The sequence below is a fragment of the Alcaligenes phenolicus genome (assembly GCF_032063905.1).
Taxonomy (GTDB): domain Bacteria; phylum Pseudomonadota; class Gammaproteobacteria; order Burkholderiales; family Burkholderiaceae_B; genus Alcaligenes; species Alcaligenes phenolicus.
Window position 1 is genome coordinate 195615 of the sequence record NZ_DAMBOE010000004.1, and the last position, 23132, is coordinate 218746.

Sequence of the window (23132 nt, forward strand, 5' to 3'; positions counted from 1 at the left end):
GGAGTCCAGCCTTGTCTGAAAACGCTACGATTGCACGCCCCTCGGGTCGATCTGCTGCACAATGCCGTCCTATCGAACTGGTGACCGGGTTTACCCGTCACGCCGAGGGTTCGGTCCTGATCCGTCTGGGTGAAACCCATGTTCTGTGCAATGCCAGCGTGCTCGACAAAGTTCCTCCCTTTCTGAAAGGCAAGGAGCAAGGCTGGGTCACGGCGGAATACGGCATGCTGCCTCGTTCCACGCACACGCGCTCGGACCGTGAAGCCGCCCGTGGCAAGCAAAATGGCCGTACCCAGGAAATCCAGCGCCTGATCGGCCGCAGCCTGCGCGCCGTCTTCGATCTGAAAGCCCTGGGTGAGCGCACCATTCACATTGACTGCGACGTTCTGCAAGCCGACGGTGGCACCCGCTGCGCCAGCATCACGGGCGCCTGGGTTGCAGCCAGCCTGGCCGTACGCAGCCTGCAAGAGCAGGGCAAGCTGCAAGCCTCGCCCATTCTGGATCAACTGGCGGCCGTCTCGGTCGGTGTGTTTGAATCCAACCCTGTGCTGGATCTGGACTATCTGGAAGACTCTGCCTGCGGTGTGGACATGAATATCGTCATGACAGGCAGCGGTAATCTGGTTGAAGTGCAGGGCACGGCCGAAGGCCAGACCTTTGCGCGCCCCACCTTGAACCGCTTGCTGGATCTGGCCGAGCAGGGCATTGCCGAGCTGATGCAAGCCCAGAAACAAGCCTTGCAGGGCTGATCACGATGAAACGGGTCTGTCCTGCTCCCTGCGCGACACCGCCAGGCAGCGGGACAAACCGCTATTGGGACGCCGTCCCATGCAGCACACACTGCCTGGCACGGCGCCTTGCCATTTTTACTGAACAGGGCGCTTTGCCGCCTGCTGCGACTTATGAACACTGAATCCAAGCGTGTCGTGCTGGCCTCCAACAATGCCGGCAAGCTCAAGGAGTTTTCCGCCATCCTGGCCCAGGCCGGTATCAGCATGGTTCCTCAAGGCCAATTGAACATTCCCGAGGCCGAGGAACCCTTTGCCACTTTTATCGAGAATGCGCTGGCCAAGGCCCGTCATGCCAGCCAGTTAAGCGGCCTGCCCGCCTTGGCTGATGACTCCGGCCTCTGTGTGCGCGCCCTGGACGAAGCCCCCGGCGTCTACTCCGCGCGCTTTGCCGCCCGCGAACTGGGCGGTGAGAAGTCCGACTCTGCCAATAACGCCTTGCTGGTCCAGCGTCTGCAAGGACAAAGCGACCGCCGCGCCTGTTATGTGGCCGTTCTGGTGTATGTGCGCCATGCCCAGGACCCACGGCCCATCGTGATTGAAGGCGTCTGGGAAGGGGAAATTCAGGATCAGCCTGCTGGCGAGCACGGCTTTGGCTACGACCCCCACTTTTATCTGCCCGAATTCAAGCAAACCGCGGCACAGCTCTCGCCGGAATTGAAGAACAAATACAGCCACCGGGCACAAGCCATGCAAGCCTTGTTGGCCCGTCTGGCCGCCGAGTAAAAACATGACTGTTTTCTCTCCTGAAGTGCGCATCCGGCCCGGCTCCGGACCGGCGACCCTGCTGCCCAGCCTGCCGCCCTTGTCCGTCTACGTGCACGTGCCCTGGTGCGTACGCAAATGCCCGTACTGTGACTTCAACTCACACGAAGCACCCGCTGAACTGCCCGAAAACGAGTATCTGGACGCCTTGCAGGCCGATCTGGAACAAACCCTGCCGCTGGTCTGGGGCAGACAGGTAATTTCCGTTTTTATCGGTGGCGGCACACCCAGCCTGCTGTCAGCCCAGGCGTTGGACCGCATGCTGGCCTTGCTGCGCTCCCATCTGAACCTGTTGCCTGATGCAGAAATCACCCTGGAAGCCAATCCCGGAGCCTCGGAAGCCTCGCGCTTCATGGATTTTGCGCAAAGTGGCGTGAACCGGATTTCCCTGGGTATCCAGAGCTTTAACGACGAAGCCCTGAAAGCACTGGGCCGCATTCACGACAGCCAGCAAGCGCGGCAGGCCATTGAAGCCGCCATGAAGGCCGTAGATCGCGTGAACCTGGATGTCATGTATGCCTTGCCAGGCCAGACCCCAGCACAATCCGAGCAGGACATTTTGCAGGCCATGTCTTATGAGACGGAGCACTTGTCGCTCTACCATCTGACGCTGGAGCCCAATACTGTCTTTGCCAAGTATCCGCCAGTCTTGCCGGATGACGACGACAGCGCCGCCATGCAGGACCGCCTGATCGAGCTGACCGCCAGCCGCGGCTGGAACCAGTACGAGATTTCGGCCTACAGCAAGCGCGGTGGCCATAGCCGCCACAATCTGAATTACTGGGAATTTGGCGACTATATCGGCATAGGCCCAGGGGCTCACGGCAAGCTGTCCTTTCACGACCGCATTATACGTACCGCCACCACCCGCAGCCCTGCGCAATGGATGCAGAACGCCATCAAGCGCGACGGTAGCCACTATGCGCACAATGCCCGTGTCACACCGAAAGACCTGCCCTTTGAGTTCATGCTGAACGTGTTGCGCCTGAAAGAGGGCGTACCTGCCCAGTACTTCCAGGAACGCACGGGTGTGCCCCTTGCGCACATCCTGCCCGTGATCAAGCGCAATATCGAGAAAGGTTTGCTGGCTTCCGATCCGGTTCGTATTCGAACCACCGATTTAGGCTGGCGATTCTTAAATGATTTACAGGAAGCATTCCTTCCTGATGAAGCTTCCTGACATTTAATTGTTTATTTAAGACATTTTTTATTGTGCATCTGCACAATTGCTCTACAATTAATTTCTGGTAAGTCCTATGCCATAACTACTTTATCGGTATTGCGCTGTTTGGATCAGATTCAGTGGCAATCCCGATAAACGTAATTAAGACCTGCCGTAGTGGGTTACACAATGATCCGCGCCACTCCTCCTCACTTTTTGTTAACGTCATTGACGCTGGAGTAACCATGTCCTCCCCCGAAGATGTTCTGAAGATCATCGCCGAACGCGAAATCACGTTTGTCGATTTCCGCTTTACCGATACCCTGGGCCGTGAGCACCACTTGACCACCCCCGCACACGCGGTGGACGAGGATCGCTTTGAGTCTGGTGTCGCCTTTGACGGCTCTTCCTTGCCTGGCTGGAAAGGAATCGAAGCCTCGGACATGTTGCTCATCCCGGACGCCAAAACCGCCCGTATGGACCCGTTCCGTGAAGAGCCCACCCTGATTCTGACCTGCGATGTGGTCGAGCCTTCCGATCTGAAAGGTTACGACCGCGACCCACGTTCGCTGGCCAAGCGTGCTGAAGCCTACCTGCGCTCCAGCGGTTTGGGCGATACCGCGTACTTTGGTCCCGAGCCGGAATTCTTCGTGTTCGACGGTATTACCTGGAACGACGACATGTCGGGCAGCTTCGTGAAGATTCGCTCTGAAGAAGCTCCCTGGTCGCGTGGTCTGGAACTCAATGGCAATAACCTGGGTCACCGTCCTGGCGTTAAAGGCGGCTACGTTCCTGTTTCGCCTACAGACTCCTTTGCCGATCTGCGCGCTGAAATGTGTTTGCTGCTGGAACAGCAGGGCGTTCCTGTTGAAATCCACCACCACGAAGTGGCCGCTCCTGGTCAGCTGGAAATCGGTACGCGCTTCTCGACCCTGGTCGAGCGCGCAGACTGGAACCAGATCATGAAGTACACCATCCATAACGTGGCTCACGTTTATGGCAAAACGGCAACTTTCATGCCCAAGCCCGTGGTCGGCGACAACGGCTCCGGCATGCACGTGCACCAGTCCATCTGGAAAGACGGCCAGAACCTGTTTGCCGGTAACGAGTACGCCGGTCTGTCCGAGTTCGCGCTGTTCTACATTGGCGGCATCATCAAGCACGCCCGTGCCCTGAACGCCATCACCAACCCCACGACCAACTCCTACAAGCGTCTGGTTCCGCACTTTGAAGCTCCAGTGAAACTGGCGTACTCCGCCCGAAACCGCTCGGCCTCTATCCGCATTCCTTACGTCAGCAACCCCAAGGCTCGTCGTGTGGAAGCCCGCTTCCCCGATCCAATGGCCAACCCATACCTGGCCTTCTCGGCCTTGATGATGGCCGGTCTGGACGGTGTGCAGAACAAGATTCACCCCGGCGATGCAGCCGACAAGAACTTGTACGATCTGCCCCCCGAAGAAGATGCAAAAATCCCAACCGTTTGTGTGTCGCTGGAACAAGCCATCGAGTCCCTGGACAAAGATCGCGAATTCCTGACCCGTGGCGGTGTGTTCAGCAATGAAATGCTGGACGCCTTCATCGAGCTGAAACAAGCCGAAATCACCCGTCTGCGTATGGTTCCGCACCCGGTCGAATTCGACATGTACTACAGCCTGTAAGATCGAAGGCACTGGCTTTGACCAGTACGATCAAAAAGAGCGGCTTTCGGGCCGCTCTTTTTATTCTGCCCTTGGACGATTACCATACGCAGTCACCCAAACCTTATCGTCATGGAAGCAAAGATGGACCTGGATTTTCAATGGAAACGGCTGGACGATCTGTCCACGCGGGAAATGTACTCAATCATCCAGGCTCGCGAGGCGGTATTTGTGGTGGAGCAGGAGTGTGCCTACCAGGACGTGGACGGCCTGGATCTGGACTCCTGGCATTTGTCCGTGCTCAAGGACGGCGAGCTGGCTGCTTATGCTCGCGTTGTCGAACCGGGCCTGAAATATGATGAGCCTTCCATTGGCCGTGTCCTGACCTTGGCCAAGTTCCGTAGCCTGAAAATCGGCTACGCGCTAGTGGCTGAAGCGATCCGCTTTACGGAAGCCCACTATCCTGGCGCAGGTATACGCATTGGCGCACAGGCGCACTTGCAGAAGTTCTACGGCTCTTTAGGTTTTCAGCCTGCGGGCGAGATCTACGACGAGGACGGCATTGCTCACATTGATATGGTCAAAGCAGCCGTCATTGCTTGATATAGCATCGGTTGCTGCAACGACGACCCAAGCTCAAACCCTACAAGGCCCCCAAGTTAATGGGTGTTTAATCCAGGCAAGGTGCCGATATCAGCTTGGGCCTTCAGATACTCGATCAAGGCACGTGCCGAGTTCGACAAATGTCGTCGATGCGTATACGCCAGTACCAGACGCAAAGGGGCGGGCGGCAAGGGCAGGGGAACGGCAATCAGACGCCCTTGGGCGATCTCTTTCTCACATCCCTGCCGCCCCAGAATCGCAAAACCCAGCCCTTTGACGGCGCCGGCGCCTGCCAACAAACCGCTATTCACACGAAAGCGACTGGTGACGTTCAAGATTTGAAAGCGACCATCGGGCAAGACAAACTGCCAGGCTTGGCCATCCAAAGCCGTATCGGTCGTAATGCAAGGCAACTGCTCCAACTCTTCCAGGCTGCTGGGCATACCGTATTGCTCGATCAAGGCAGGTGCCGCCACGACCTGGCAATCAAAAGAACACAATTCCTGCACCACCAGACTGCTGTCTGGCAAAGCACCCCGACACATCAATAAGGCCAGGTCAAAATCCTGCGCCAGCACACCAGGACCTTCCAGATTGATTTGACAATGCAGTTCCAGATCCGGATGCTGGGCCGCAAAATCTGCCAGGACACCCGCTAGTAGAAACGGACCCATCTCGGATGGAATACAAATCCGCAAGCGTCCCGACAAACGGGTGCGTTGATCCAGCAAATCCTGTTCGGCCTGCTTTAGGGCTCCCCACCAGGGCTGAACGGTATCAAACAAGCCCTGGCCCACACTGGTCAAACGCAGTTGCCGGGAACTGCGCTCCAGCAAGCGCTGACCGATCTGCCGCTCCAGTTGCGCCACATAACGGCTGACATTGGAGGTCGGCAAATCCAGCACCTGAGCTGCAGCCGTAAAACTGCCACTTTCAACTACCTGGATAAAAACCCGCAAGGCATTCAAATTCAGCTGGGGAGTCATGAAATCATCCCGGTTTTGATAATTTAATATTCGAATTATAGAGACTACATATCAAAACCGCGAAGAATTAGGCTAGAGGCCTCTTCCTTTATGCGTATCGCCATGTCTGATTCTGAAGTGTTTCGTCCCCGGCTACGTGCCCGTGCCGTGTCTTTTATCCAGTTTGTTCATGCTCTGGAATTCATGGCCTTGACGCCTTTGTTTGTCTGGATGGCAGTGGACTTTGATGTTCCTGCCACCTATGCCGGTTATGCCGCTTCCGCCTATATGGGCGGCGCCGCTTTATCGGGCGTCCTGGCTGTACGCTGGATGCACCGCGCGGCGCTAAAACCTTTACTGCTGCTGGCACTGATTCTCTTGGCTGTCTTAAGCGCTTTGGGGGCCATCAGCTCCGAATTCGGGCTATTTATCTTGCTGCGTCTGGGGGCCGGTTTGCTAGGTGGTTTTTTGATGAGTGCCGCAATGACTTTGCTACTGAACGGAATGAATGCCGAGCTACGTACCGACGCGATTGCCATTGTGGTCAGCGCCTTTGCCTTGGTCAGTATCGCTGGAATGCCCGCCACCTTGTTCATCGCCGTGGAACTGGGCTGGCGTATCGCCTTGATGACTCTGGCCGTGCTCTGCCTGCTTGCCGCCGCTATTGCTCATCGCTATCTGCCTTCCAACCAACTCGTTGCAGCGCAACCCTCACAACTGGCTCTGGGTAAAGAGGCCTGGCGCTGGCTAAGCCTTCCGGCTATTGCGCAGGCAGGCTCACTATTACTGATCCCGGTCCTGATCCCCATTTTGGAGCTGCGGTACGACACTCAAGCACAGCAAATGCCTGTGATCTTCATGTTGGGCGGTGTCGCCGCCTTGACCGCCTCCCGCCTGTCCGCGACGGGCATCAAAAAATGGGGCGAGACCCGTATATCTGATCTTGGCACGTTGATCTTGCTCTTGTCCTTGATCATGCTGGCCCTGGGGTGGGGGACCGCCTACGGATTCATGATCTTGTTCATGATTGGCAGTTACAGCCGCCTGGTATGCGCCAGCGCCTGCAGCGCCAGCTATCCCACTCAGGCCCGGCGGGGCCGTTTCATGGCTTTGCAGACCACGAGCAACCATATAGGCAGCTTTATTGCCTTGGCGGTTCCCTCCCTGCTTCTCGGTACGCTGAACGTGTCCCTATCAACCCTGAATGTCTTGCTGCTACTGACCGCCCTGGTCGCGCTTGCCTTGCCCGTTTTAATGCGAGGGGCCGCCGCCAAGCCCTGCATGAGAGACGATCAGATGCGAACAATTGATCACTAACACTACTAAATCTCTACACCTGCTTACGCATACTCCCTGGCACCTGGTTTAGGGTGTCAGGTAAACGCTTGCATGAGCGTCAAGGGAGGGCTTCCGACAAACAGCATCACGTCAAAGGAGTCGCATATGGCTACACACATCGCCAAACGCGCCGAGCTTTACCGCATGGTGACTGCAGAACATATCTGCCCCTTCGGACTGAAAGCTCGCGCACTGCTCAAACGCAAAGGCTACGAGCTGGAGGACCACTGGCTAAGGAATCGCGAAGAGATCGATGCGTTCAAGGCTGAGCATCATGTCAGCACTACCCCCCAGACCTTTTTCGATGGGAAGCGCATAGGGGGCTATGACGACCTGGTCGAGTATTTCGGTGGGAAGGTCAAGGACAAGGATGCCGTCAGCTACACGCCCGTGATCGCCTTGTTTGTCATGGCTGGCTTGATGGCGCTAGCTGTTTCCTGGGCGGCATTCGGACAGATTGTCCTGCTCCAGGCGCTGGAATGGTTTATTGCCATTGCCATGTGTTTGCTGGCTGTGCAGAAGCTCAAAGATGTAGACGGCTTTGCCACTATGTTCCTGAACTACGACCTGTTGGCCCAAAGATGGGTGCGCTACGCCTATCTGTACCCCTTTGGTGAAGCATTGGCAGGCGTGTTGATGCTGGCCGGTGCCCTGATGTGGCTGTCTGTGCCCATCGCCTTATTTATTGGCGGCATCGGTGCCTGGTCAGTGTTCAAGGCTGTCTATATCGACAAGCGCGAACTGAAATGTGCCTGCGTAGGTGGTGACAGCAAGGTGCCCTTGGGCTTTGTCTCACTGACTGAAAACCTGATGATGGTGGCGATGGCGGTATGGATGCTGATCAAGCCATCCCTGATCAGCGCGTAGCAGTACACAAGACCAGAAGCCACACGCGTACAGCCCCAGCCCGCAAGAGATGGCTGGGTACTGTGCTTACAGTTCAGCAGGCTCTCCACGCAAAAAGGCCTGGGCCCGTTGCGCCATGATGGCTTCGCGGCGAATGAAATCCGCCACAAAATCATTCACCGGACGATGGTGCAGGCTGTAAGGCGTATCCCACTGGATGATCTTGCCAGCCTGCATCACACCAATACGATCGGCAATCGCAAAGGCTTCAGCCTGATTGTGCGTAACCAGAATCGCGGTAATGCCTGCGCTTTTCAGAATGTCGCGCACCTCAAACGCCAAGCGTTCGCGGGTATCCACATCCAGATTGGAAAACGGTTCATCCAGCAACAGCAGAGATGGCTTGGGAGCCAAGGCGCGTGCCAAAGCCACGCGCTGCTGCTGGCCACCCGACAATTCATGCGGATAGCGCTGCGCCAAACGGGCCAGATCGACCAGTTCCAGCATTTCCAGTACTCGGGCCTGCCGCTGGGCTTTCTCCCATTTGCGCAGACCAAAGGCCACGTTCTTTTCTACCGTCAGGTGAGGAAAGAGGGCGTAATCCTGGAACATCATGCCCACATGGCGATCTTCCGGCGGCACTTGCTGAGACACTGCCGACAGGACACGACCATTCAACAGGATATGTCCGGCACGCAATGGCTCGAAACCGGCAATGGCCCGCAAAACCGTCGTCTTGCCACAGCCCGAGGCCCCCAGCAGACAGCCAATTTCCCCTTGGGGCAAATGCAGGCTGAGCTGGTCAACAACCGGCCGAAAACCTTCAGACGTTTCGTAGGAAAGGGTAATCGCCTGCAAATCCAGAAAATCGTTCATGATGCGCGTGGGCCAGAGGCCATCAATTGAGTACGTGCCAATAAAATAACGGGGATCAAACCGGCCAGCACAATGGCCAAGGCGGCAACCGCGCCTTCCTCATAAGTCCCACGAGCCGCTTCCGCATACAGCCAGGTTGCCAAGGTCTCGAAATTCATCGGACGCAGCAACAAGGTCGCAGGCAGCTCCTTCATGGCATCAACAAAAATCAGCAAAGCAGCCGCGCCCATGGCGGGGCGCAGCAAGGGCAAGTGCACACGTTTCAGCGTCCCCGCCGGGGTTTCACCCAATAAACGGGAAGCCTGCTCCAGCGATGCCGGGATTCGAGCCAGCCCGGCTTCAATACCGCCAACCGAAATCGCCAGAAAGCGCAGGGTATAGGCCAAAACCAAAGCCAGCGTTGAACCCATCAACAACAAACCCGTCGCCGAAACACCAAACCAGGACATGACTTGATTGTAGAAAGAGTCAAACATGACGAGGGGCGTCAACAGCCCAATCGCCAATACGGTTCCCGGAATGGCGTATCCCAGACTGCTGACACCTGCCAGAAAACGGGCCAGACGCGGTTTGCGTCCCGAACGTACTGCCCGAGCAGCCCAGGCAACGACCAAGCCGCAAGATAGGGTCGCGATAGTGGCCAGAGCTGCGATATACAAGGTGTTCCAGGCGCTACTCAGTAATTGCGCCGAGACACCACCTGCCAAGCTCACATGCTTGATGGTCTCATTCAACAAATACAGGGATGGGGCCACAAAGCCCACCAGCACGGGCGCCACACCCAAAGCAATGGCGATACAGGCAGCGGAACCTTTCAACCGGGTAGGTCGAATAGGTTCGGAACGCTGATTACTGGAATAGGCTTGGCGGCGGCGACCATAACGCTCGATACTGATCAGCGCCGCCACCAGACAGAGCATGGAAACAGCAATTTGCGCGGCACCCGCCAAATCCGAGCGCGTCACCCAGGTGGTGTAAATAGACACCGTCAGGGTCTGCACGCCCAGAAACTCGGAAGCACCAATATCGTTCAGGGTTTCCAGCAAAGCCAGGCTGACACCCACTGCAATCGCGGGGCGGGCCATAGGCAACACGACCCGGAAAAATACGCTGCGGCCCGATTCACCCATAATGCGGGCGGCTTCCAGCAAGCTGGCCGATTGCGTAGCAAACATGGCACGCGTGCTTAGGTATACATAGGGGTAGAGCACCGAACCCAGCAGAAAAATTGCGCCACCCAAGGAGCGCAGATCTGGCAAACGGAATTCACGCGGGCTGCTATAGCCCAAGACGTAGCGAATGGCAGACTGAATCGGGCCGATCGGATGCAGCAAATCCAGATACGCAAAGGCCACGATATAGGTCGGCACTGCCAGCGGCAGCAACAAAGCCCATTGCAAGACCCGTCGTCCGGGAAACTCGTAGGCCGTAATCAGCCAGGCCGACCCCACTCCCAGACAGCTGACCAACACGCCGACTCCCAGGAGCAGCAGCAAGGTATTGCTCATGGCTTGAGGCAGAACGAACTGGAATAAATGCGACCAGTGCTCAGTCGAGCCGCCTAAGGCGTGGGTCAGCAGGGTAATCACAGGCGCTGCCACGATCAGGGCAATCACAGCAGCAGCCAGGGACCAAAAGGGCAGACGACGAAAAAAGGGCATTATGAAAGGCTAGGTATTACAGGCGCTTAAATGCGCGACGACCGCCGCTCTGATTTCTCAAAGCTGGCGGTCGTAGAAAAAGAGTAGGGCGATTTTAGTTGTCGAAGCCAACTTTATCTACCAGCTCGCTGGCTTGTTTGCGATGTTTGGCGATTTCAGTCAATGGCAAAGGATCAATCGTCATGGGGCCGAAGCTGGCCACCACGGGGTCCAGCTCTACACCGGCGCGCACGGGGTATTCGTAGTTGGCCTTGGCATACAGGCTCTGGGCTTTCTCGGAAACCAGGTACTCCAGCAGTTTGACAGCGTTGTCCTTATTAGGAGCGTGCTTGGCCACAGCGGCACCGGAAATATTCACGTGTGTGCCACCGCCCTTGGTATCAGCAAAGGTTGGACGCACCACATTGATAGCTTCGCCCCATTTGTAGGCATCGCTACCAGGCTCGGAGTTTTTCATGCGGCCCACGTAGTAGGCGTTGGCAATACCCACATCACAAATGCCACCCAGAATGTCGCGCGCTACGTCACGGTCACCACCGGCAGCCTTGCGGCCCAGATTGTCTTTCACGCCACGCAGCCACTGTTCCGTCGCTTCTGCACCGTTATGCGCAATCATGGCAGCCACCAAGGCTGTGTTGTAGGGGTGCTGGCCGGAGCGAATACACACCTTGCCTTTCCATTTTGGATCGGCGAAATCTTCGTAGTGAATGCTCTTCACATCCACGTCTTTAGCCACATAGGCCACGCGATCGCGCAAGGACAGGGAGTACCACTGTTTGTCGGCACCGCGCAGATTGGCGGGAATGGCGCCGTCCAGAGTGGCGGACTCAACGGGCTGAGTAATTCCGGCTTCCACCAGATCCAGCAGATTACCGATGTCCACCGTCATCAGAATGTCGGCAGGGGACTTGTCGCCTTCGGTTTTCACGCGCTCGATCAGGCCATCTTTCACAAACACGGTATTGACCTTCACGCCTGTGTCTTTGCTGAAGGTTTCAAGCAGGGGAGTAATCAGACCAGGTTCGCGAGTGGTGTAGAGGTTGACTTCGCCAGAAGCAAAAGCCGCCATCGACATAGTGCCCATAGCGGACAGAAGCAAAGCTTGGGTCAGGGCACGGCTACGAAGAGTAAAGCGCATTATCGACACTCCAAAACAGGCGTAAATAGCGTAATAACCGGCTGTAAGCCAGAAAATGTGAATGATTATCAAACGTATGCAGAAACTAGGCAAGAGCTATTTGAATGTGGGCCCGTTTCCAGGCTGGAAATCGCCGTACTGTCTGTGCCAAAGCAGGAGAATGGCGGCTCATGAAACTTAATGGTAAGTCCTGATTGCGATCAAATCGTATTGGTGAATCAGCATGGATTTACCTGGGGAACTCGGTACAATGGACAAATATTTGCTTACTGATCCGGGCAATGTTGCCCCTCTATACGACAACTAACATGGCAGCTTTCAATACCGAACAAGTGCTCAGCGTCCACCACTGGAACGACACCCTGTTCTCATTTACCACCACCCGCGACGCCGCCCTGCGTTTTCATAATGGGCACTTTGTAATGATCGGTCTGGAAGTCGATGGCAAGCCGCTGATGCGCGCTTACAGTATCGCCAGCGCCAACTACGAAGAAAATCTGGAATTTCTCAGCATCAAGGTACAGGACGGTCCATTGACCTCGCGCCTGCAACATCTGAAAGAAGGCGACACCATTCTGGTCAGCCGCAAACCCGTTGGTACGCTGGTAATTGACGACCTGCGCGCAGGCCGCAATCTGTTCCTGTTTGGCACTGGCACCGGTCTGGCTCCGTTCATGAGCATCATCAAGGACCCCGACACTTACGAGCGTTTTGAAAAGGTGGTACTGGTTCACGGTGTGCGTTTTGTCAGCGAACTGGCGTACTCGGATTTCATCCAGAATGAATTGCCGCAGAACGAATACTTTGGTGAAGTGGTACGTGAAAAACTGCTGTATTACCCCACTGTCACCCGCGAAGAGTTCCGCAATACCGGCCGCATTACCGACCTGATCGAGACCGGCAAGCTGTGCGAAGACTTGGGTATTCCTCAACTGGATCCCGCTCAGGATCGCGCCATGTTGTGCGGCAGCCCCGCCATGCTGACCGATATCAGCGCCATGCTCGATAAACGCGGTTTTGAAGTGTCGCCCGGTGTAGGCCAACCCGGTGACTACGTGATTGAACGCGCCTTCGTGGAAAAATAATCACGCCAAGATCTGTTAATTTTAGCTATAGGCGCTTAAACTCTGATAGTACAACACTCATCAGAGGTTTCTTATGACTAAGCAAGTTGTCTTCACCGATGCCGCTCCGGCTGCCGTAGGCCCATACTCTCAGGCCATTATTGCTTCGGGTGGCAAGACAGTATTTCTGTCTGGTCAAATCGGTCTGGAGCCTGCCACAGGCGAACTGGTATCTGAAAATTTTGAAGGTCAGGTACGTCAGGCATTTGCCAACCTGGAAGCTGTGGTCAAAGAAGCTGGCGCCAACCTGAGCGACATCGTCAAACTGACTTTGTTTTTGACAGATCTGTCCCGTTTTGCCAGCGCCAATGCCATCATGGCCGAACTGATTCCCCAGCCTTTCCCGGCACGCTCCACCATCGGTGTGGCCAGCTTGCCCAAAGGCGCTCAGTTCGAGGTCGAGGCTATCCTCAATTTCTAAAGACGTATTGCCATGACCGCAGGTCGGCCTGCGCCTCAGGCCAAACGGGCTGCGCCACGCAAGGCGCTCAGTCTGGACCAGAAGTTTGAAAAGCTCGGCCTACGAGAGCCTGCCGACTTCGTGGTCCATCTTCCTTTGCGCTACGAGGATGAGACTCAGGTCGAGCCCATCGCCCATCTCTACCCTGGCAAGATGGCGCAAATTGAAGGTCGTATTCTTAGTACGGATGTCCAGGCTCGTCCCCGCTCACAGCTGCATGCCCGTATTGCCGACGAAAGTGGCGAGCTGGCCTTGCGCTGGCTGCACTTTTATCCCAGCCAGCTCAAGCAGCTGCAAGGGGATTTGCCCCTGCGAGTGCGCGGCGAAGTGCGCCAGGGCTTTCATGGCCTGGAAATGGTGCACCCCAAAGTCACCAAAGCCGGCCAACCCCTGGCCCGCGCCTTGACCCCTGTTTATCCCACTACCGATGGCTTGAGCCAGGTACAGCTGCGCAAAGCCATTGCCGATGCGCTCGATAATGCAGACCTGCGCGACACCCTACCTGAAGAAGTTCGTGGCGAATATGGCCTGATGCCTTTTAACGAGGCTATCCGGCTTTTGCATTACCCACCGCCCGAGCTCAGTTACGACGATTTGTTCGAACACGGTCATCCGGCCTGGAGCCGCATCAAGTTTGATGAATTGCTGGCGCAGCAATTGTCCCTGGCACAGGCTCGTGCTGCGCGTCAGGCTCAACGTGCCAAGCCTATGCGTGAAGGTAATAGTGATCTGGCTAAAGCCTTGCTGGCTTCGTTGCCCTTCAAGTTAACGGCCGCTCAGAAACGCTGCGTCAAGGAAATCAGCGCGGACATGAAGCGCTCGTATCCCATGCACCGGCTGTTGCAGGGAGATGTAGGCAGCGGCAAAACCATTGTGTCGGCCATTGCCGCCGTGCAAGCCATTGCCAGCGGTTTTCAGGTGGCCCTGATGGCACCCACCGAGATTCTGGCCGAGCAGCATTATCTGAAGATGCGTGCCTGGCTGGAGCCGTTGGGCGTCGAGCTGGCCTGGTTAAGCGGCAGTTTGGGCATCAAGGCCAAACGTTTGGCTTATGAAGCCATCAGCTCCGGACAGGCCAGACTGGCCATCGGCACCCAGGCCCTGATTCAGGACAATGTGCAATTTCAGCAATTAGGATTGGTGATTCTGGATGAGCAACACCGCTTTGGTGTTGGCCAGCGTCTGGAGCTGAACCGTAAAGGGGATGCGCAAGACAAGAAAGGTCAGGCTTATTTGCCGCATCAGCTCAATATGAGTGCCACACCTATCCCGCGTACCTTGGCCATGGCTTTTTTCGCGGATCTGGATGTCTCCGCGATTGACGAGTTGCCCCCAGGTCGCAGTCCCATCATTACAAAGCTGGCCGCCGATAATCGTCGTGATGAAATCATGGCGCGCGTCCGGGCTGAAGTTGCCCAAGGTAGACAAGCCTATTGGGTCTGCCCCTTGGTCGAGGAAAGTGAAGCCCTGCAATTGCAAACCGCCGTGGATACCCATGCGGCTCTGGAACAAGCCTTGGCCCCCTTGCGAGTAGGCCTGATTCATGGCCGCTTGTCCTCAACGGAAAAAGCGGACGTCATGGAAGCGTTCCGTAGCGGCAATCTGGACGTGCTGGTGGCGACCACTGTCATTGAAGTCGGGGTTGACGTGCCCAACGCCTCTTTAATGATTATTGAACACGCCGAGCGCTTCGGCCTGGCCCAGCTGCACCAGTTGCGCGGCCGGGTAGGGCGGGGGCAGATTCAGTCCGTCTGCGTCTTGCTGTATCAGGCACCGCTGTCGGCCATTGCCCGCCTGCGCTTGCGCGCCATGTATGAAACCACCGATGGCTTTGAAATTGCCCGCCGCGACCTGGAGCAACGCGGCCCGGGCGAGTTCATGGGCATGCGCCAATCCGGGCAGGCAGGCTTGCGTTTTGCCAGCCTGGAGTCCGATGAAGATTTGATCGAGCAGGCCCAAACATTGGCCAGCACCTTTCGCCGTGATTATCCAGACCACGCTCACCACCATTTACAGCGCTGGATGAAGGGCCGGGAAGAATTACTCCGTAGTTAACCCAAGGTCTTAATGCTGTTTTGCACAAGGAATTGTCATGACATTGACCGAGCTGAAATACATCGTTGCCGTAGCACGCGAGCGTCATTTTGGACGTGCTGCCGAAGCCTGCTTTGTGAGCCAACCGACGCTGTCGGTGGCCATCAAGAAGTTGGAAGACGAATTAGGCGTGGTCATCTTCGAGCGTGGCGGGCCCGAAGTGGCTATTACTCCCATCGGGCTGCGTATTGTCACCCAGGCACAGAAAGTCCTGGAAGAGGGTGCCAACCTGCGCGAGATTGCCCGCCAGGGCCACGATCCTTTGGCGGGTCCCTTGCGCGTTGGCATTATTTACACCGTGGCGCCGTACCTGCTGCCCAAGCTCGTTCCCAAGCAAATCGAGCTGACCCCGCAAATGCCACTTTTATTGCAAGAAAACTTTACCGTGCGTCTGCTGGAATTGCTGCGCCAAGGTGAGATTGATTGCGCCATTGTGGCCCTGCCTTTGCCTGAAACAGGCTTGGTTATCCGCGAGCTGTACGACGAGCCTTTTGTGGTGGCCATGCCCCATGAACACGCCTGGGCCAAGCGCAAGGAAATTGATCCCGAACAGCTGAAAGATCAGACCATGCTGCTGCTGGGTGCCGGCCATTGTTTCCGCGATCAAGTGCTGGATGTTTGCCCGGAACTATCGCGCTTTTCAGCGTCCAGTGAAGGCATACAGCGCACCTTTGAAGGCTCTTCACTGGAAACCATCCGTCATATGGTGGCCACTGGCATCGGTCTGACTGTCCTGCCAGCCAGCTCTCTGACAGCCCCCGGCCAGGCCAACGAACTGCTGGCCTATGTCCCCTTCAAAAAACCCATTCCAGATCGTCGCATTGCCTTGGTCTGGCGCAAAAGTTTTCCACGTACGTCGGCCATTGACGCCTTGACCCGTGGGATCATGGAAAGTGGCTTGGCTGGGGTCAACTACTTAAAAGTCGAATACAACAGCAATTTCCCGTATCCTGAACTAGCGTAAATCGCACACCTACTGCGTGTTATTCTGCTTCAGTACCTATTTAGCCCTCTGTTCAACAGGAGTCCACTATGGCAAAAGCCGTGAAAGCAGTCAGTAAAACCGCCAAGGTCAGCAAGGCCGAAGAAGCCCCAAACACTGATACCAAGGTCGCAGTTGCAGCCGATGTAAAGGCTGAACCAAAACCGGCAGCCGCCAAGGCCCCCGCCAAAAAAGTGACCGCTAAAAAGGCCGTCGCCAAAAAGCCTGCCACCGCAGCCAAAGCTCCCGCCAAGGCGGCCGCTAAACCTGCTGCCAAGCCAGCTGCCAAACCAGCCGCTGCTCGCAAGCCTGCCGCGACCAAGCCGGTTGCCGCCGCCAAACCCGCTGCTCCTGCCAGCGCCGCCAGCAGCGCTCTGAAAATTGATATCGGTATTTCGACGGCAGACCGTGCTGCTGTAGTTAAAGAGTTGTCCAAGGTACTGGCCGACTCCTACACCGTGTACCTGATGACGCACAACTTCCACTGGAACGTCACCGGCCCCATGTTCAAGACACTGCATGAGCTGTTCATGACGCAGTACACCGAACTGTGGCAAGCCCTGGATGACATCGCCGAGCGTATCCGCGCCCTGGGTCATTACGCCCCTGGTACCTATGCCGAATTCCAGAAGCTGTCCTCCATCACCCAGCCCGCTTCCGTGCCGGATGCCACCACCATGATCGAGCTGCTGGTCAAAGGTAACGAAGCCCTGGCTCGTACCGCACGCACTGCTTTTGACCGTGCCGACTCGGCCGACGACCAGCCTACCGCTGACTTGTTGACCCAGCGTCTGGACGTGCACGAGAAAAATGCATGGATGCTGCGTAGCCTGCTGCAGTAATTTCGGTCTTATCGCCCTCAAATAGCGATAAAAAAAGGCCACCAAACGGTGGCCTTTCCTATTCCCCCTATAGAAAACCCTGAATTCAGGCGTCAGGCAGGCATAAAGCCCTGTTATCGGTGTATGCTTTCCTGCATATTCACGGAGGTGTTTTCTATGAAAATTCGTTTCACTCCTGTTGCAGCGGCCATGAGCCTGGCAACGGGTCTGCTCTTGTCCGGTGCTGCTCACGCTGACAACATCCGTATCGCGCTGGCGGGTCCTTTCACAGGCTCGGTCACCCAATACGGCGATATGGTCAAGCAAGGCGTCGATACAGCTATCGAACAGATCAATGCTGCCGGTGGCGTTCTGGGCAAACAGCTCGAACTGGTCACTGTTGACGATGCCTGCGAACCCAAGCAAGGTCCCGTCGCAGCCAACCGTATCGTGAATGACAAGATCCACTATGTTGTCGGTCACGTTTGTTCGGGCGCTACCATCGCGGCCACCGATATCTACAACAACGAAGGCGTGTTGATGGTGACGCCATCGGCAACAGCACCTGCTGTTACCGACGGCAAAGGCTATGAAATGATCCTGCGCACCATTGGTCGCGACGATCAACAAGGCCCAGCCGCTGCCAAGTTCATCCTGGAACAGATCAAGCCGACTAAAGTTGCCGTCCTGCACGACAAACAATCCTATGGCCAAGGTATTGCCGCTTCGGTTCGCTCCGAACTGCAAAAAGCCGGTACCGAAGTTGCCCTGTTTGAAGGCATTAACGCGGGCGACAGCGATTACTCCGCCGTCATCACCAAGCTGAAATCCACCGGCGTGGACTTCGTGTACTTTGGTGGCTACCACCCTGAAATGGGCCTGTTGCTACGTCAAGCCGCCGAGCAAGGCGTAAAAGTCCACTTCATGGGACCGGAAGGCGTGGGTAACCCCGACATTAACGCCATTGCCGGCAAGGCCGTTGAGGGCATGCTGCTGACCTTGCCTGCGGACTTCTCGCAAGATCCGGACAACCAGGCCATCGTCCAGGCTTTCAAGGACAAGAAGCGCGATCCTAGCGGTGCGTTCCAACTGTCCGCATACGCAGCTACTATTGCGATTGCCGAAGGCATCAAGGGCGCTGGCGAGGACGATCCAGTCAAAGTGGCCGACTACCTGCACGCCAACAGCGTGAAAACGCCTATCGGTCAAATCAGCTGGAACAAGCAGGGCGACCTGAACGACTTCAAATTTGACGTCTTCAGCTGGCACGCTGACGGTTCCAAAACCGTTTACGGCAAGTAAATCCTGATTCTTGCTCGTAAAAAACCGGCCTTCGGGCCGGTTTTTTATTATGGATCGCCTTGGGGCACCTTGCTTCAGGCTCGCTGCTCAGGCCTCGATACGCAAACCCGTATCACGGTCGAACCAATGCAAAGGGTGGGGTGGCATGTAGCCAATCTGGATCGCCTCGCCAATTTGAATTGGATATTCGCGAGTCTGCTCAATCGGGCAGCGCACGATGATGCGATAGTCGCCACAACCCAGATGCAGCAACTGCTCGGAACCCAGGATTTCCACCATTTCCACCTGCGTGGTCACACCGGGCACATGCAGCTGGATGTGTTCCGGTCGTATGCCCAGGAACATCTTGCGGCCACGCACCACAGCGGGCACCATTTCCGGGCCAAACTGCACAGGCTGGCCATTGTCTTGCGTGATCTGACCTTGTGCATCCACCTCTACTGGCAACAAGTTCATGGGCGGTGAGCCAATGAACGTAGCCACAAAGACGGAAGCGGGTTTTTCGAATACCTCGGCGGGTGTCCCGATTTGCTCAGGCATGCCCTGATTCATCACAATCATGCGCTCGGCCAAGGTCATGGCTTCAATTTGATCGTGAGTCACATACAGGCTGGTGGTTTTCAGGCGGCGATGCAGCTTCTGAATTTCCAGACGCATCTGCACTCGCAGCTTGGCATCCAGATTGGACAGGGGCTCGTCAAACAGGAACACCTTGGGTTCACGCACGATCGCACGGCCCATCGCAACACGCTGGCGCTGGCCACCCGAAAGTTGCCCAGGACGGCGTTCCAGCAGGGCCCCCAACTCCAAAATCGCAGCGGCGGCATTGACCCTTTGCTTGATTTCATCCTTGGAAAACTTACGGATCTTCAAGCCATACGCCATATTGTCAAAGACCGACATATGAGGGTAGAGCGCGTAGTTCTGGAACACCATGGCAATGTCACGTTCAGCCGGTTCCAGATCATTGACGACTTTGCCGTCAATCAGCACCTGACCCGCCGTGACAGATTCCAGACCCGCCACCATACGCATCAAGGTCGATTTACCGCATCCAGAGGGGCCCACAATCACCACGAACTCGCCATCCTTCACGTCCACATCAATACCGTGAATAACGACGGTCCCGTTCGGGTAGGTTTTCTTGACGCCTTCAAATCGTAAGCTAGCCATTCAATAAAGCCTGTAGAGAATTACTTTTCAGAGTCGATGAGACCTTTGACGAACCACTTTTGCATCAGCATCACCACCAGGGCAGGCGGGATCATGGCCAAAAGGGCCGTTGCCATCACCACGTTCCACTCGGTCACGCTGTCACCACCGGAAATCATGCGCCGGATACCGACCACAATCGGGTACATATCCTCTTTGGTGGTGATGATCAGCGGCCACAAATACTGGTTCCAGCCGTAGATAAACTGAATCACAAACAAAGCGGCAATGCTGGTCTTGGACAAGGGCAGCAGAACATCTTTAAAAAACCGCATCGGGCCGGCACCATCAATACGGGCGGCCTCGATCAATTCATCGGGCACCGTCAGAAAGAACTGACGAAACAGGAAGGTCGCGGTTGCTGAGGCGATCAAGGGCAGGATCAGGCCGCCATAGCTGTCCAGCAACTGCAGGTCCGCCACGACCTTGTACGTGGGCATAATGCGCACTTCCACCGGCAGCATCAGGGTGACGAAAATCATCCAGAAAAACAGCATGCGGAACGGGAAGCGGAAATACACCACGGCAAAGGCCGAGAGCATGGAAATAATGATCTTGCCAACCGCGATGCCCAGCGCCATCACCATGCTGACCAGCAACATGCGTCCCACTGGTGGGGAGTTTGTGGCCGTACCCTGCAAAGCGGTGATGTAGTTCTCTACCATGTGCGAGCCCGGCCAGAGCGACATGGGCGCACGGGCCACTTCCGCACTGGTCTGAGTGGAAGCTACAAAGGTGATGTACAAGGGCAGGGCAATCACGATCACACCCAGAATCAGGGTCAGATGCGTGAAAAAATCAAGAATAGGGCGTCGTTCAACCATGACTATGTTCCTTGCTGCGCATCAGCTGTACGTCACTTTGCGATCAATATAGCGGAACTGAATCACCGTCAGCGCCACAACCACCGCCATCAGCACCACAGACTGGGCTGCCGAAGAACCGATATCCAGGCCACGGAAACCCGTGTTGTAGACCCGGTAAACCAGGATCGAGGTGGCTTCACCCGGCCCGCCCTGACTGACCACGTCAATAATGGCGAAGGTGTCAAAGAAGGCATAAATAATGTTCACGACCAGCAGGAAGAAGGTCGTTGGGGCCAGCAAAGGAAACACAATGCCCCAGAAACGGCGCATGGGACCTGCACCATCCATGGCTGCCGCTTCAATCAGGGAGCGCGGGATGGCTTGCAGGCCAGCCAGGAAAAACAGGAAGTTGTAGGAGATCTGCTTCCAGACCGAAGCAATCACCACCAGCAACATGGCGTCATTGCCATTCAAGCGTGGATTCCATTGAATGCCATGCTCCAGCAGGAACACGGCCACAATCCCTACAGAGGGGGAGAACAGGAACAACCACAACACCCCGGCTACCGCCGTTGCCACGGCATAAGGCCAGATCAGCAAGCTGCGATACAGCAGCGCGCCTCGTATTACTCGATTCGCCATCACGGCCAGCACCAAAGCCACGACCAGCCCCAACACCGACACGGCAAGCGAAAATACCGCCGTCGTCTTGAACGAGGCCATATATTCCGCACTACTGAACAGTTCGGCAAAGTTATCCAGGCCTACAAACTGCGAAGACAGGCCAAAGGGATCTTCCAAATGAAAAGCCTGCCACAGCGCTTGACCGGCAGGCAGAAAAAAGAAGATCAGAGTAATGGCTAGCTGCGGAGCAAGTAGCAAATAGGGCAGTGTCTTATGACGAAAGACGACACGTTTTTCCATAGGTTTGAGCGCAATGGGAAGGGAGCGCCACCATCAGGGTGGACAGACTTCAAGTGAAACGAAAAGCGTATGAGTGGCTTGGACAATAGGGTGACAGCTTGCTGGCTTGAAGCCAAGACAGGACACCGTCCGCACACACTCATACGCTGGATTGTAAACCACCCGCCCAAGGCGGGTCGGGCTTACTTCACGCTCTTTTCAAAGCGCTCCAACAGTTCATTGCCACGGCTTTGCATGGCTTTCAAACCTTCTTCAGGAGTGACTTTGCCAGCAAAAATCTGTTCCATCACCCCATCTTCGATGTCACGAATCTGTGGCAAGGAACCCAGACGAATACCACGCGAGTTCTCGGTGGTGCTGGCGTCCAGCTGTTTGACGGCAACATCTGCACCCACGTTCTTGGCGTAGAAATCGGAGTCCTTGGTCTTTTCAAAGCCCGCTTTGGTCACAGGTACATAACCGGTGTCCTGGTGCCAGGCGGCGGCTTGCTCCGGGCTGGAGATGAAGTGGAAGAATTCCGTCACGCCTTTGTAGACATCATCGGACTTCTTGGCAAAGACCCACAGGGAAGCACCACCAATAATGGAGTTCTGAGGCGCGCCTTGTACATCGCTGTAGTAGGGCAGGCTGCTGGTGCCAAATTCAAATTCGCCGGTCTTGATGATGTTGGCGCGGTTACCGCTGGAGCCGGTAAACATGCCGCACTTGCCGCTGGTAAACAGGGCGTTGGCCGTATCACCACGACCGCCATAGGAGAAGGAACCATCCTTGGACATATTTGCCAGGAAAGTCATGTGCTTCAGGAACAGCGGGTTATCCAGTTGCAAACGAGCGCTGGGGCCACCAAAGCCGTTGTTCTCGCTGGCAAAGGGGATGTTGTGCCAGGCGGCAAAGTTCTCCAGCAGGATCCAGGAGGGCCAGGAAGAGGTGTAGCCACACTCTTGGCCGGACTCACGCAGTTTCTTGGCGGCTTCGTGCAGCTCCTGCCAGGTCTTGGGTGGTTTCTCGGCATCCAGGCCAGCTTTCTTGAAAGCGTCCTTGTTGTAGTACAGCACCGGGGTGGAGCTGTTAAAGGGCATGGAAATCAGCTTGCCTTCGTTGGAGGAGTAGTATCCGGCAACCGCACCCAGAAAGTCATCCGGGTTGATAGGTTTGCCCGCTTTCTCCGACATTTCCTGCACTGGCTGAATGGCGCCCTTGGCGGCCATCATGGTGGCAGTCCCCACCTCGAATACTTGCAAAATATCGGGGGCATTACCAGCACGGAAAGCGGCGACACCGGCGTTCATGGACTCGCCATAGTTGCCTTTATACGAGGCTTTAACCTGGTAGTCCGACTGAGATGCGTTAAAGTCTTTGACTAATGCATTAACCCGTTCGCCCAAGGCTCCTTCCATTGAATGCCAGAACTGAATTTCTGTGGCCGCTTGCGCAGTGCCGATAGAAGCAATCAGACCGGCTAGAGACAGAGCAAATAGTTTTGTTCGCATCAGGCTTTCTCCTGTATAAAAGGTGCCGCTAAGGTGTAGCAGGTTTTAAAACTCAAGCTTATGACTTGTTTATGACGCTCTCGTGAATGTATCCATGACAGCGTTATATAAGCAATGACTAATTACCCTCAAACGCTA

21 protein-coding genes are annotated in these 23132 nt (G+C 55.9%); 13 read left to right on the top strand and 8 right to left on the bottom strand.

Annotated features, from left to right (window positions below; translation table 11 throughout):
* Nucleotides 1-11: 11 nt before the first annotated feature.
* From rph to U2949_RS10535, 5 genes are all read left to right on the top strand, one after another.
* Entirely contained in the window at nucleotides 12-749 is a 738-nt protein-coding gene (gene rph / locus U2949_RS10515; RefSeq protein ID WP_026482596.1) for a ribonuclease PH, read from the top strand.
* Nucleotides 750-902: 153 nt separating this feature from the next.
* The gene (rdgB, locus tag U2949_RS10520) at nucleotides 903-1514 is read left to right on the top strand and encodes an RdgB/HAM1 family non-canonical purine NTP pyrophosphatase (RefSeq protein ID WP_026482595.1); all 612 of its coding nucleotides are present in this window, start codon (nucleotides 903-905) and stop codon (nucleotides 1512-1514) included.
* A gap of 4 nt (nucleotides 1515-1518) precedes the next feature.
* Complete coding sequence (gene hemW, locus U2949_RS10525) at nucleotides 1519-2733, top strand: radical SAM family heme chaperone HemW (protein WP_321287610.1); 1215 nt, start codon at nucleotides 1519-1521, stop codon at nucleotides 2731-2733.
* Nucleotides 2734-2960: 227 nt separating this feature from the next.
* Entirely contained in the window at nucleotides 2961-4373 is a 1413-nt protein-coding gene (gene glnA, locus U2949_RS10530) for a type I glutamate--ammonia ligase (RefSeq protein WP_021446603.1), read from the top strand.
* A 123-nt stretch (nucleotides 4374-4496) separates the two neighbouring features.
* Nucleotides 4497-4955: a GNAT family N-acetyltransferase gene (locus tag U2949_RS10535; protein WP_257724026.1), complete on the top strand. Its 459-nt coding sequence runs from the start codon at nucleotides 4497-4499 to the stop codon at nucleotides 4953-4955.
* 56 nt (nucleotides 4956-5011) lie between these two features.
* Here U2949_RS10535 and U2949_RS10540 read toward each other — a convergent pair whose 3' ends face one another.
* A complete protein-coding gene (locus tag U2949_RS10540) occupies nucleotides 5012-5941 on the bottom strand; it encodes a LysR family transcriptional regulator (protein ID WP_321287614.1) in 930 nt (309 codons plus the stop codon).
* A gap of 102 nt (nucleotides 5942-6043) precedes the next feature.
* On the opposite strand from U2949_RS10540, the gene U2949_RS10545 reads away from it, so the two are divergent.
* Both U2949_RS10545 and U2949_RS10550 read left to right on the top strand, forming a co-directional pair.
* Complete coding sequence (locus tag U2949_RS10545) at nucleotides 6044-7237, top strand: MFS transporter (RefSeq protein WP_321287616.1); 1194 nt, start codon at nucleotides 6044-6046, stop codon at nucleotides 7235-7237.
* 126 nt (nucleotides 7238-7363) lie between these two features.
* Complete coding sequence (locus tag U2949_RS10550; protein WP_321287618.1) at nucleotides 7364-8125, top strand: glutaredoxin; 762 nt, start codon at nucleotides 7364-7366, stop codon at nucleotides 8123-8125.
* Between the two features lie 66 nt (nucleotides 8126-8191).
* Here the strand turns inward: U2949_RS10550 and U2949_RS10555 are convergent, their stop codons facing one another.
* From U2949_RS10555 to U2949_RS10565, 3 genes are all read right to left on the bottom strand, one after another.
* The gene (locus tag U2949_RS10555; RefSeq protein WP_026482589.1) at nucleotides 8192-8980 is read right to left on the bottom strand and encodes an ABC transporter ATP-binding protein; all 789 of its coding nucleotides are present in this window, start codon (nucleotides 8978-8980) and stop codon (nucleotides 8192-8194) included.
* A complete protein-coding gene (locus U2949_RS10560; RefSeq protein ID WP_026482588.1) occupies nucleotides 8977-10641 on the bottom strand; it encodes an ABC transporter permease in 1665 nt (554 codons plus the stop codon). The genes U2949_RS10555 and U2949_RS10560 overlap by 4 nt, the downstream gene beginning before the upstream one ends.
* A gap of 94 nt (nucleotides 10642-10735) precedes the next feature.
* Nucleotides 10736-11779: a Fe(3+) ABC transporter substrate-binding protein gene (locus tag U2949_RS10565; RefSeq protein WP_026482587.1), complete on the bottom strand. Its 1044-nt coding sequence runs from the start codon at nucleotides 11777-11779 to the stop codon at nucleotides 10736-10738.
* Between the two features lie 308 nt (nucleotides 11780-12087).
* Here U2949_RS10565 and U2949_RS10570 point away from each other — a divergent pair, with 308 nt between their 5' ends.
* The 6 genes from U2949_RS10570 (at nucleotide 12088) to U2949_RS10595 (ending at nucleotide 18562) form a co-directional block, all read left to right on the top strand.
* The gene (locus U2949_RS10570) at nucleotides 12088-12864 is read left to right on the top strand and encodes a ferredoxin--NADP reductase (RefSeq protein WP_009453939.1); all 777 of its coding nucleotides are present in this window, start codon (nucleotides 12088-12090) and stop codon (nucleotides 12862-12864) included.
* 73 nt (nucleotides 12865-12937) lie between these two features.
* A complete protein-coding gene (locus U2949_RS10575; RefSeq protein ID WP_026482586.1) occupies nucleotides 12938-13324 on the top strand; it encodes a Rid family detoxifying hydrolase in 387 nt (128 codons plus the stop codon).
* A 12-nt stretch (nucleotides 13325-13336) separates the two neighbouring features.
* Nucleotides 13337-15418, top strand: a complete 2082-nt coding sequence (gene recG, locus U2949_RS10580) for an ATP-dependent DNA helicase RecG (protein ID WP_321287623.1) — start codon at nucleotides 13337-13339, stop codon at nucleotides 15416-15418.
* A 37-nt stretch (nucleotides 15419-15455) separates the two neighbouring features.
* Nucleotides 15456-16421, top strand: coding sequence for a LysR substrate-binding domain-containing protein (locus U2949_RS10585; RefSeq protein ID WP_009453943.1), 966 nt, complete (start codon nucleotides 15456-15458; stop codon nucleotides 16419-16421).
* Nucleotides 16422-16813: 392 nt separating this feature from the next.
* Nucleotides 16814-17281 (top strand): Dps family protein, encoded by a 468-nt coding sequence (locus U2949_RS10590; protein ID WP_026482584.1) that lies wholly within the window; start codon nucleotides 16814-16816, stop codon nucleotides 17279-17281.
* 156 nt (nucleotides 17282-17437) lie between these two features.
* Complete coding sequence (locus tag U2949_RS10595; RefSeq protein WP_026482583.1) at nucleotides 17438-18562, top strand: branched-chain amino acid ABC transporter substrate-binding protein; 1125 nt, start codon at nucleotides 17438-17440, stop codon at nucleotides 18560-18562.
* Between the two features lie 87 nt (nucleotides 18563-18649).
* Here the strand turns inward: U2949_RS10595 and U2949_RS10600 are convergent, their stop codons facing one another.
* The 4 genes from U2949_RS10600 to ugpB all read right to left on the bottom strand — a co-directional run bounded on the left by U2949_RS10600 (nucleotide 18650) and on the right by ugpB (nucleotide 22994).
* On the bottom strand, nucleotides 18650-19735 hold the full coding sequence (locus U2949_RS10600) for a sn-glycerol-3-phosphate import ATP-binding protein UgpC (RefSeq protein WP_321287624.1): 1086 nt from the start codon (nucleotides 19733-19735) through the stop codon (nucleotides 18650-18652).
* 20 nt (nucleotides 19736-19755) lie between these two features.
* The gene (gene ugpE, locus U2949_RS10605) at nucleotides 19756-20598 is read right to left on the bottom strand and encodes a sn-glycerol-3-phosphate ABC transporter permease UgpE (RefSeq protein WP_021446597.1); all 843 of its coding nucleotides are present in this window, start codon (nucleotides 20596-20598) and stop codon (nucleotides 19756-19758) included.
* A 21-nt stretch (nucleotides 20599-20619) separates the two neighbouring features.
* Nucleotides 20620-21504: a sn-glycerol-3-phosphate ABC transporter permease UgpA gene (ugpA, locus tag U2949_RS10610; protein ID WP_026482581.1), complete on the bottom strand. Its 885-nt coding sequence runs from the start codon at nucleotides 21502-21504 to the stop codon at nucleotides 20620-20622.
* Between the two features lie 182 nt (nucleotides 21505-21686).
* Nucleotides 21687-22994: a sn-glycerol-3-phosphate ABC transporter substrate-binding protein UgpB gene (gene ugpB, locus U2949_RS10615; RefSeq protein ID WP_009453953.1), complete on the bottom strand. Its 1308-nt coding sequence runs from the start codon at nucleotides 22992-22994 to the stop codon at nucleotides 21687-21689.
* Nucleotides 22995-23132 lie beyond the last annotated feature (138 nt).

Bases quoted from the DNA above. Each gene is read 5' to 3' on its own strand.
- rdgB (WP_026482595.1), top strand. From the start codon at position 903: ATGAACACTGAATCCAAGCGTGTCGTGCTGGCCTCCAACAATGCCGGC.
- hemW (WP_321287610.1), top strand. From the start codon at position 1,519: ATGACTGTTTTCTCTCCTGAAGTGCGCATCCGGCCCGGCTCCGGACCG.
- glnA (WP_021446603.1), top strand. From the start codon at position 2,961: ATGTCCTCCCCCGAAGATGTTCTGAAGATCATCGCCGAACGCGAAATC.
- U2949_RS10535 (WP_257724026.1), top strand. From the start codon at position 4,497: ATGGACCTGGATTTTCAATGGAAACGGCTGGACGATCTGTCCACGCGG.
- U2949_RS10540 (WP_321287614.1), bottom strand. From the start codon at position 5,941: ATGACTCCCCAGCTGAATTTGAATGCCTTGCGGGTTTTTATCCAGGTA.
- U2949_RS10545 (WP_321287616.1), top strand. From the start codon at position 6,044: ATGTCTGATTCTGAAGTGTTTCGTCCCCGGCTACGTGCCCGTGCCGTG.
- U2949_RS10550 (WP_321287618.1), top strand. From the start codon at position 7,364: ATGGCTACACACATCGCCAAACGCGCCGAGCTTTACCGCATGGTGACT.
- U2949_RS10555 (WP_026482589.1), bottom strand. From the start codon at position 8,980: ATGAACGATTTTCTGGATTTGCAGGCGATTACCCTTTCCTACGAAACG.
- U2949_RS10560 (WP_026482588.1), bottom strand. From the start codon at position 10,641: ATGCCCTTTTTTCGTCGTCTGCCCTTTTGGTCCCTGGCTGCTGCTGTG.
- U2949_RS10565 (WP_026482587.1), bottom strand. From the start codon at position 11,779: ATGCGCTTTACTCTTCGTAGCCGTGCCCTGACCCAAGCTTTGCTTCTG.
- U2949_RS10570 (WP_009453939.1), top strand. From the start codon at position 12,088: ATGGCAGCTTTCAATACCGAACAAGTGCTCAGCGTCCACCACTGGAAC.
- U2949_RS10575 (WP_026482586.1), top strand. From the start codon at position 12,938: ATGACTAAGCAAGTTGTCTTCACCGATGCCGCTCCGGCTGCCGTAGGC.
- recG (WP_321287623.1), top strand. From the start codon at position 13,337: ATGACCGCAGGTCGGCCTGCGCCTCAGGCCAAACGGGCTGCGCCACGC.
- U2949_RS10585 (WP_009453943.1), top strand. From the start codon at position 15,456: ATGACATTGACCGAGCTGAAATACATCGTTGCCGTAGCACGCGAGCGT.
- U2949_RS10595 (WP_026482583.1), top strand. From the start codon at position 17,438: ATGAAAATTCGTTTCACTCCTGTTGCAGCGGCCATGAGCCTGGCAACG.
- U2949_RS10600 (WP_321287624.1), bottom strand. From the start codon at position 19,735: ATGGCTAGCTTACGATTTGAAGGCGTCAAGAAAACCTACCCGAACGGG.
- ugpE (WP_021446597.1), bottom strand. From the start codon at position 20,598: ATGGTTGAACGACGCCCTATTCTTGATTTTTTCACGCATCTGACCCTG.
- ugpA (WP_026482581.1), bottom strand. From the start codon at position 21,504: ATGGAAAAACGTGTCGTCTTTCGTCATAAGACACTGCCCTATTTGCTA.
- ugpB (WP_009453953.1), bottom strand. From the start codon at position 22,994: ATGCGAACAAAACTATTTGCTCTGTCTCTAGCCGGTCTGATTGCTTCT.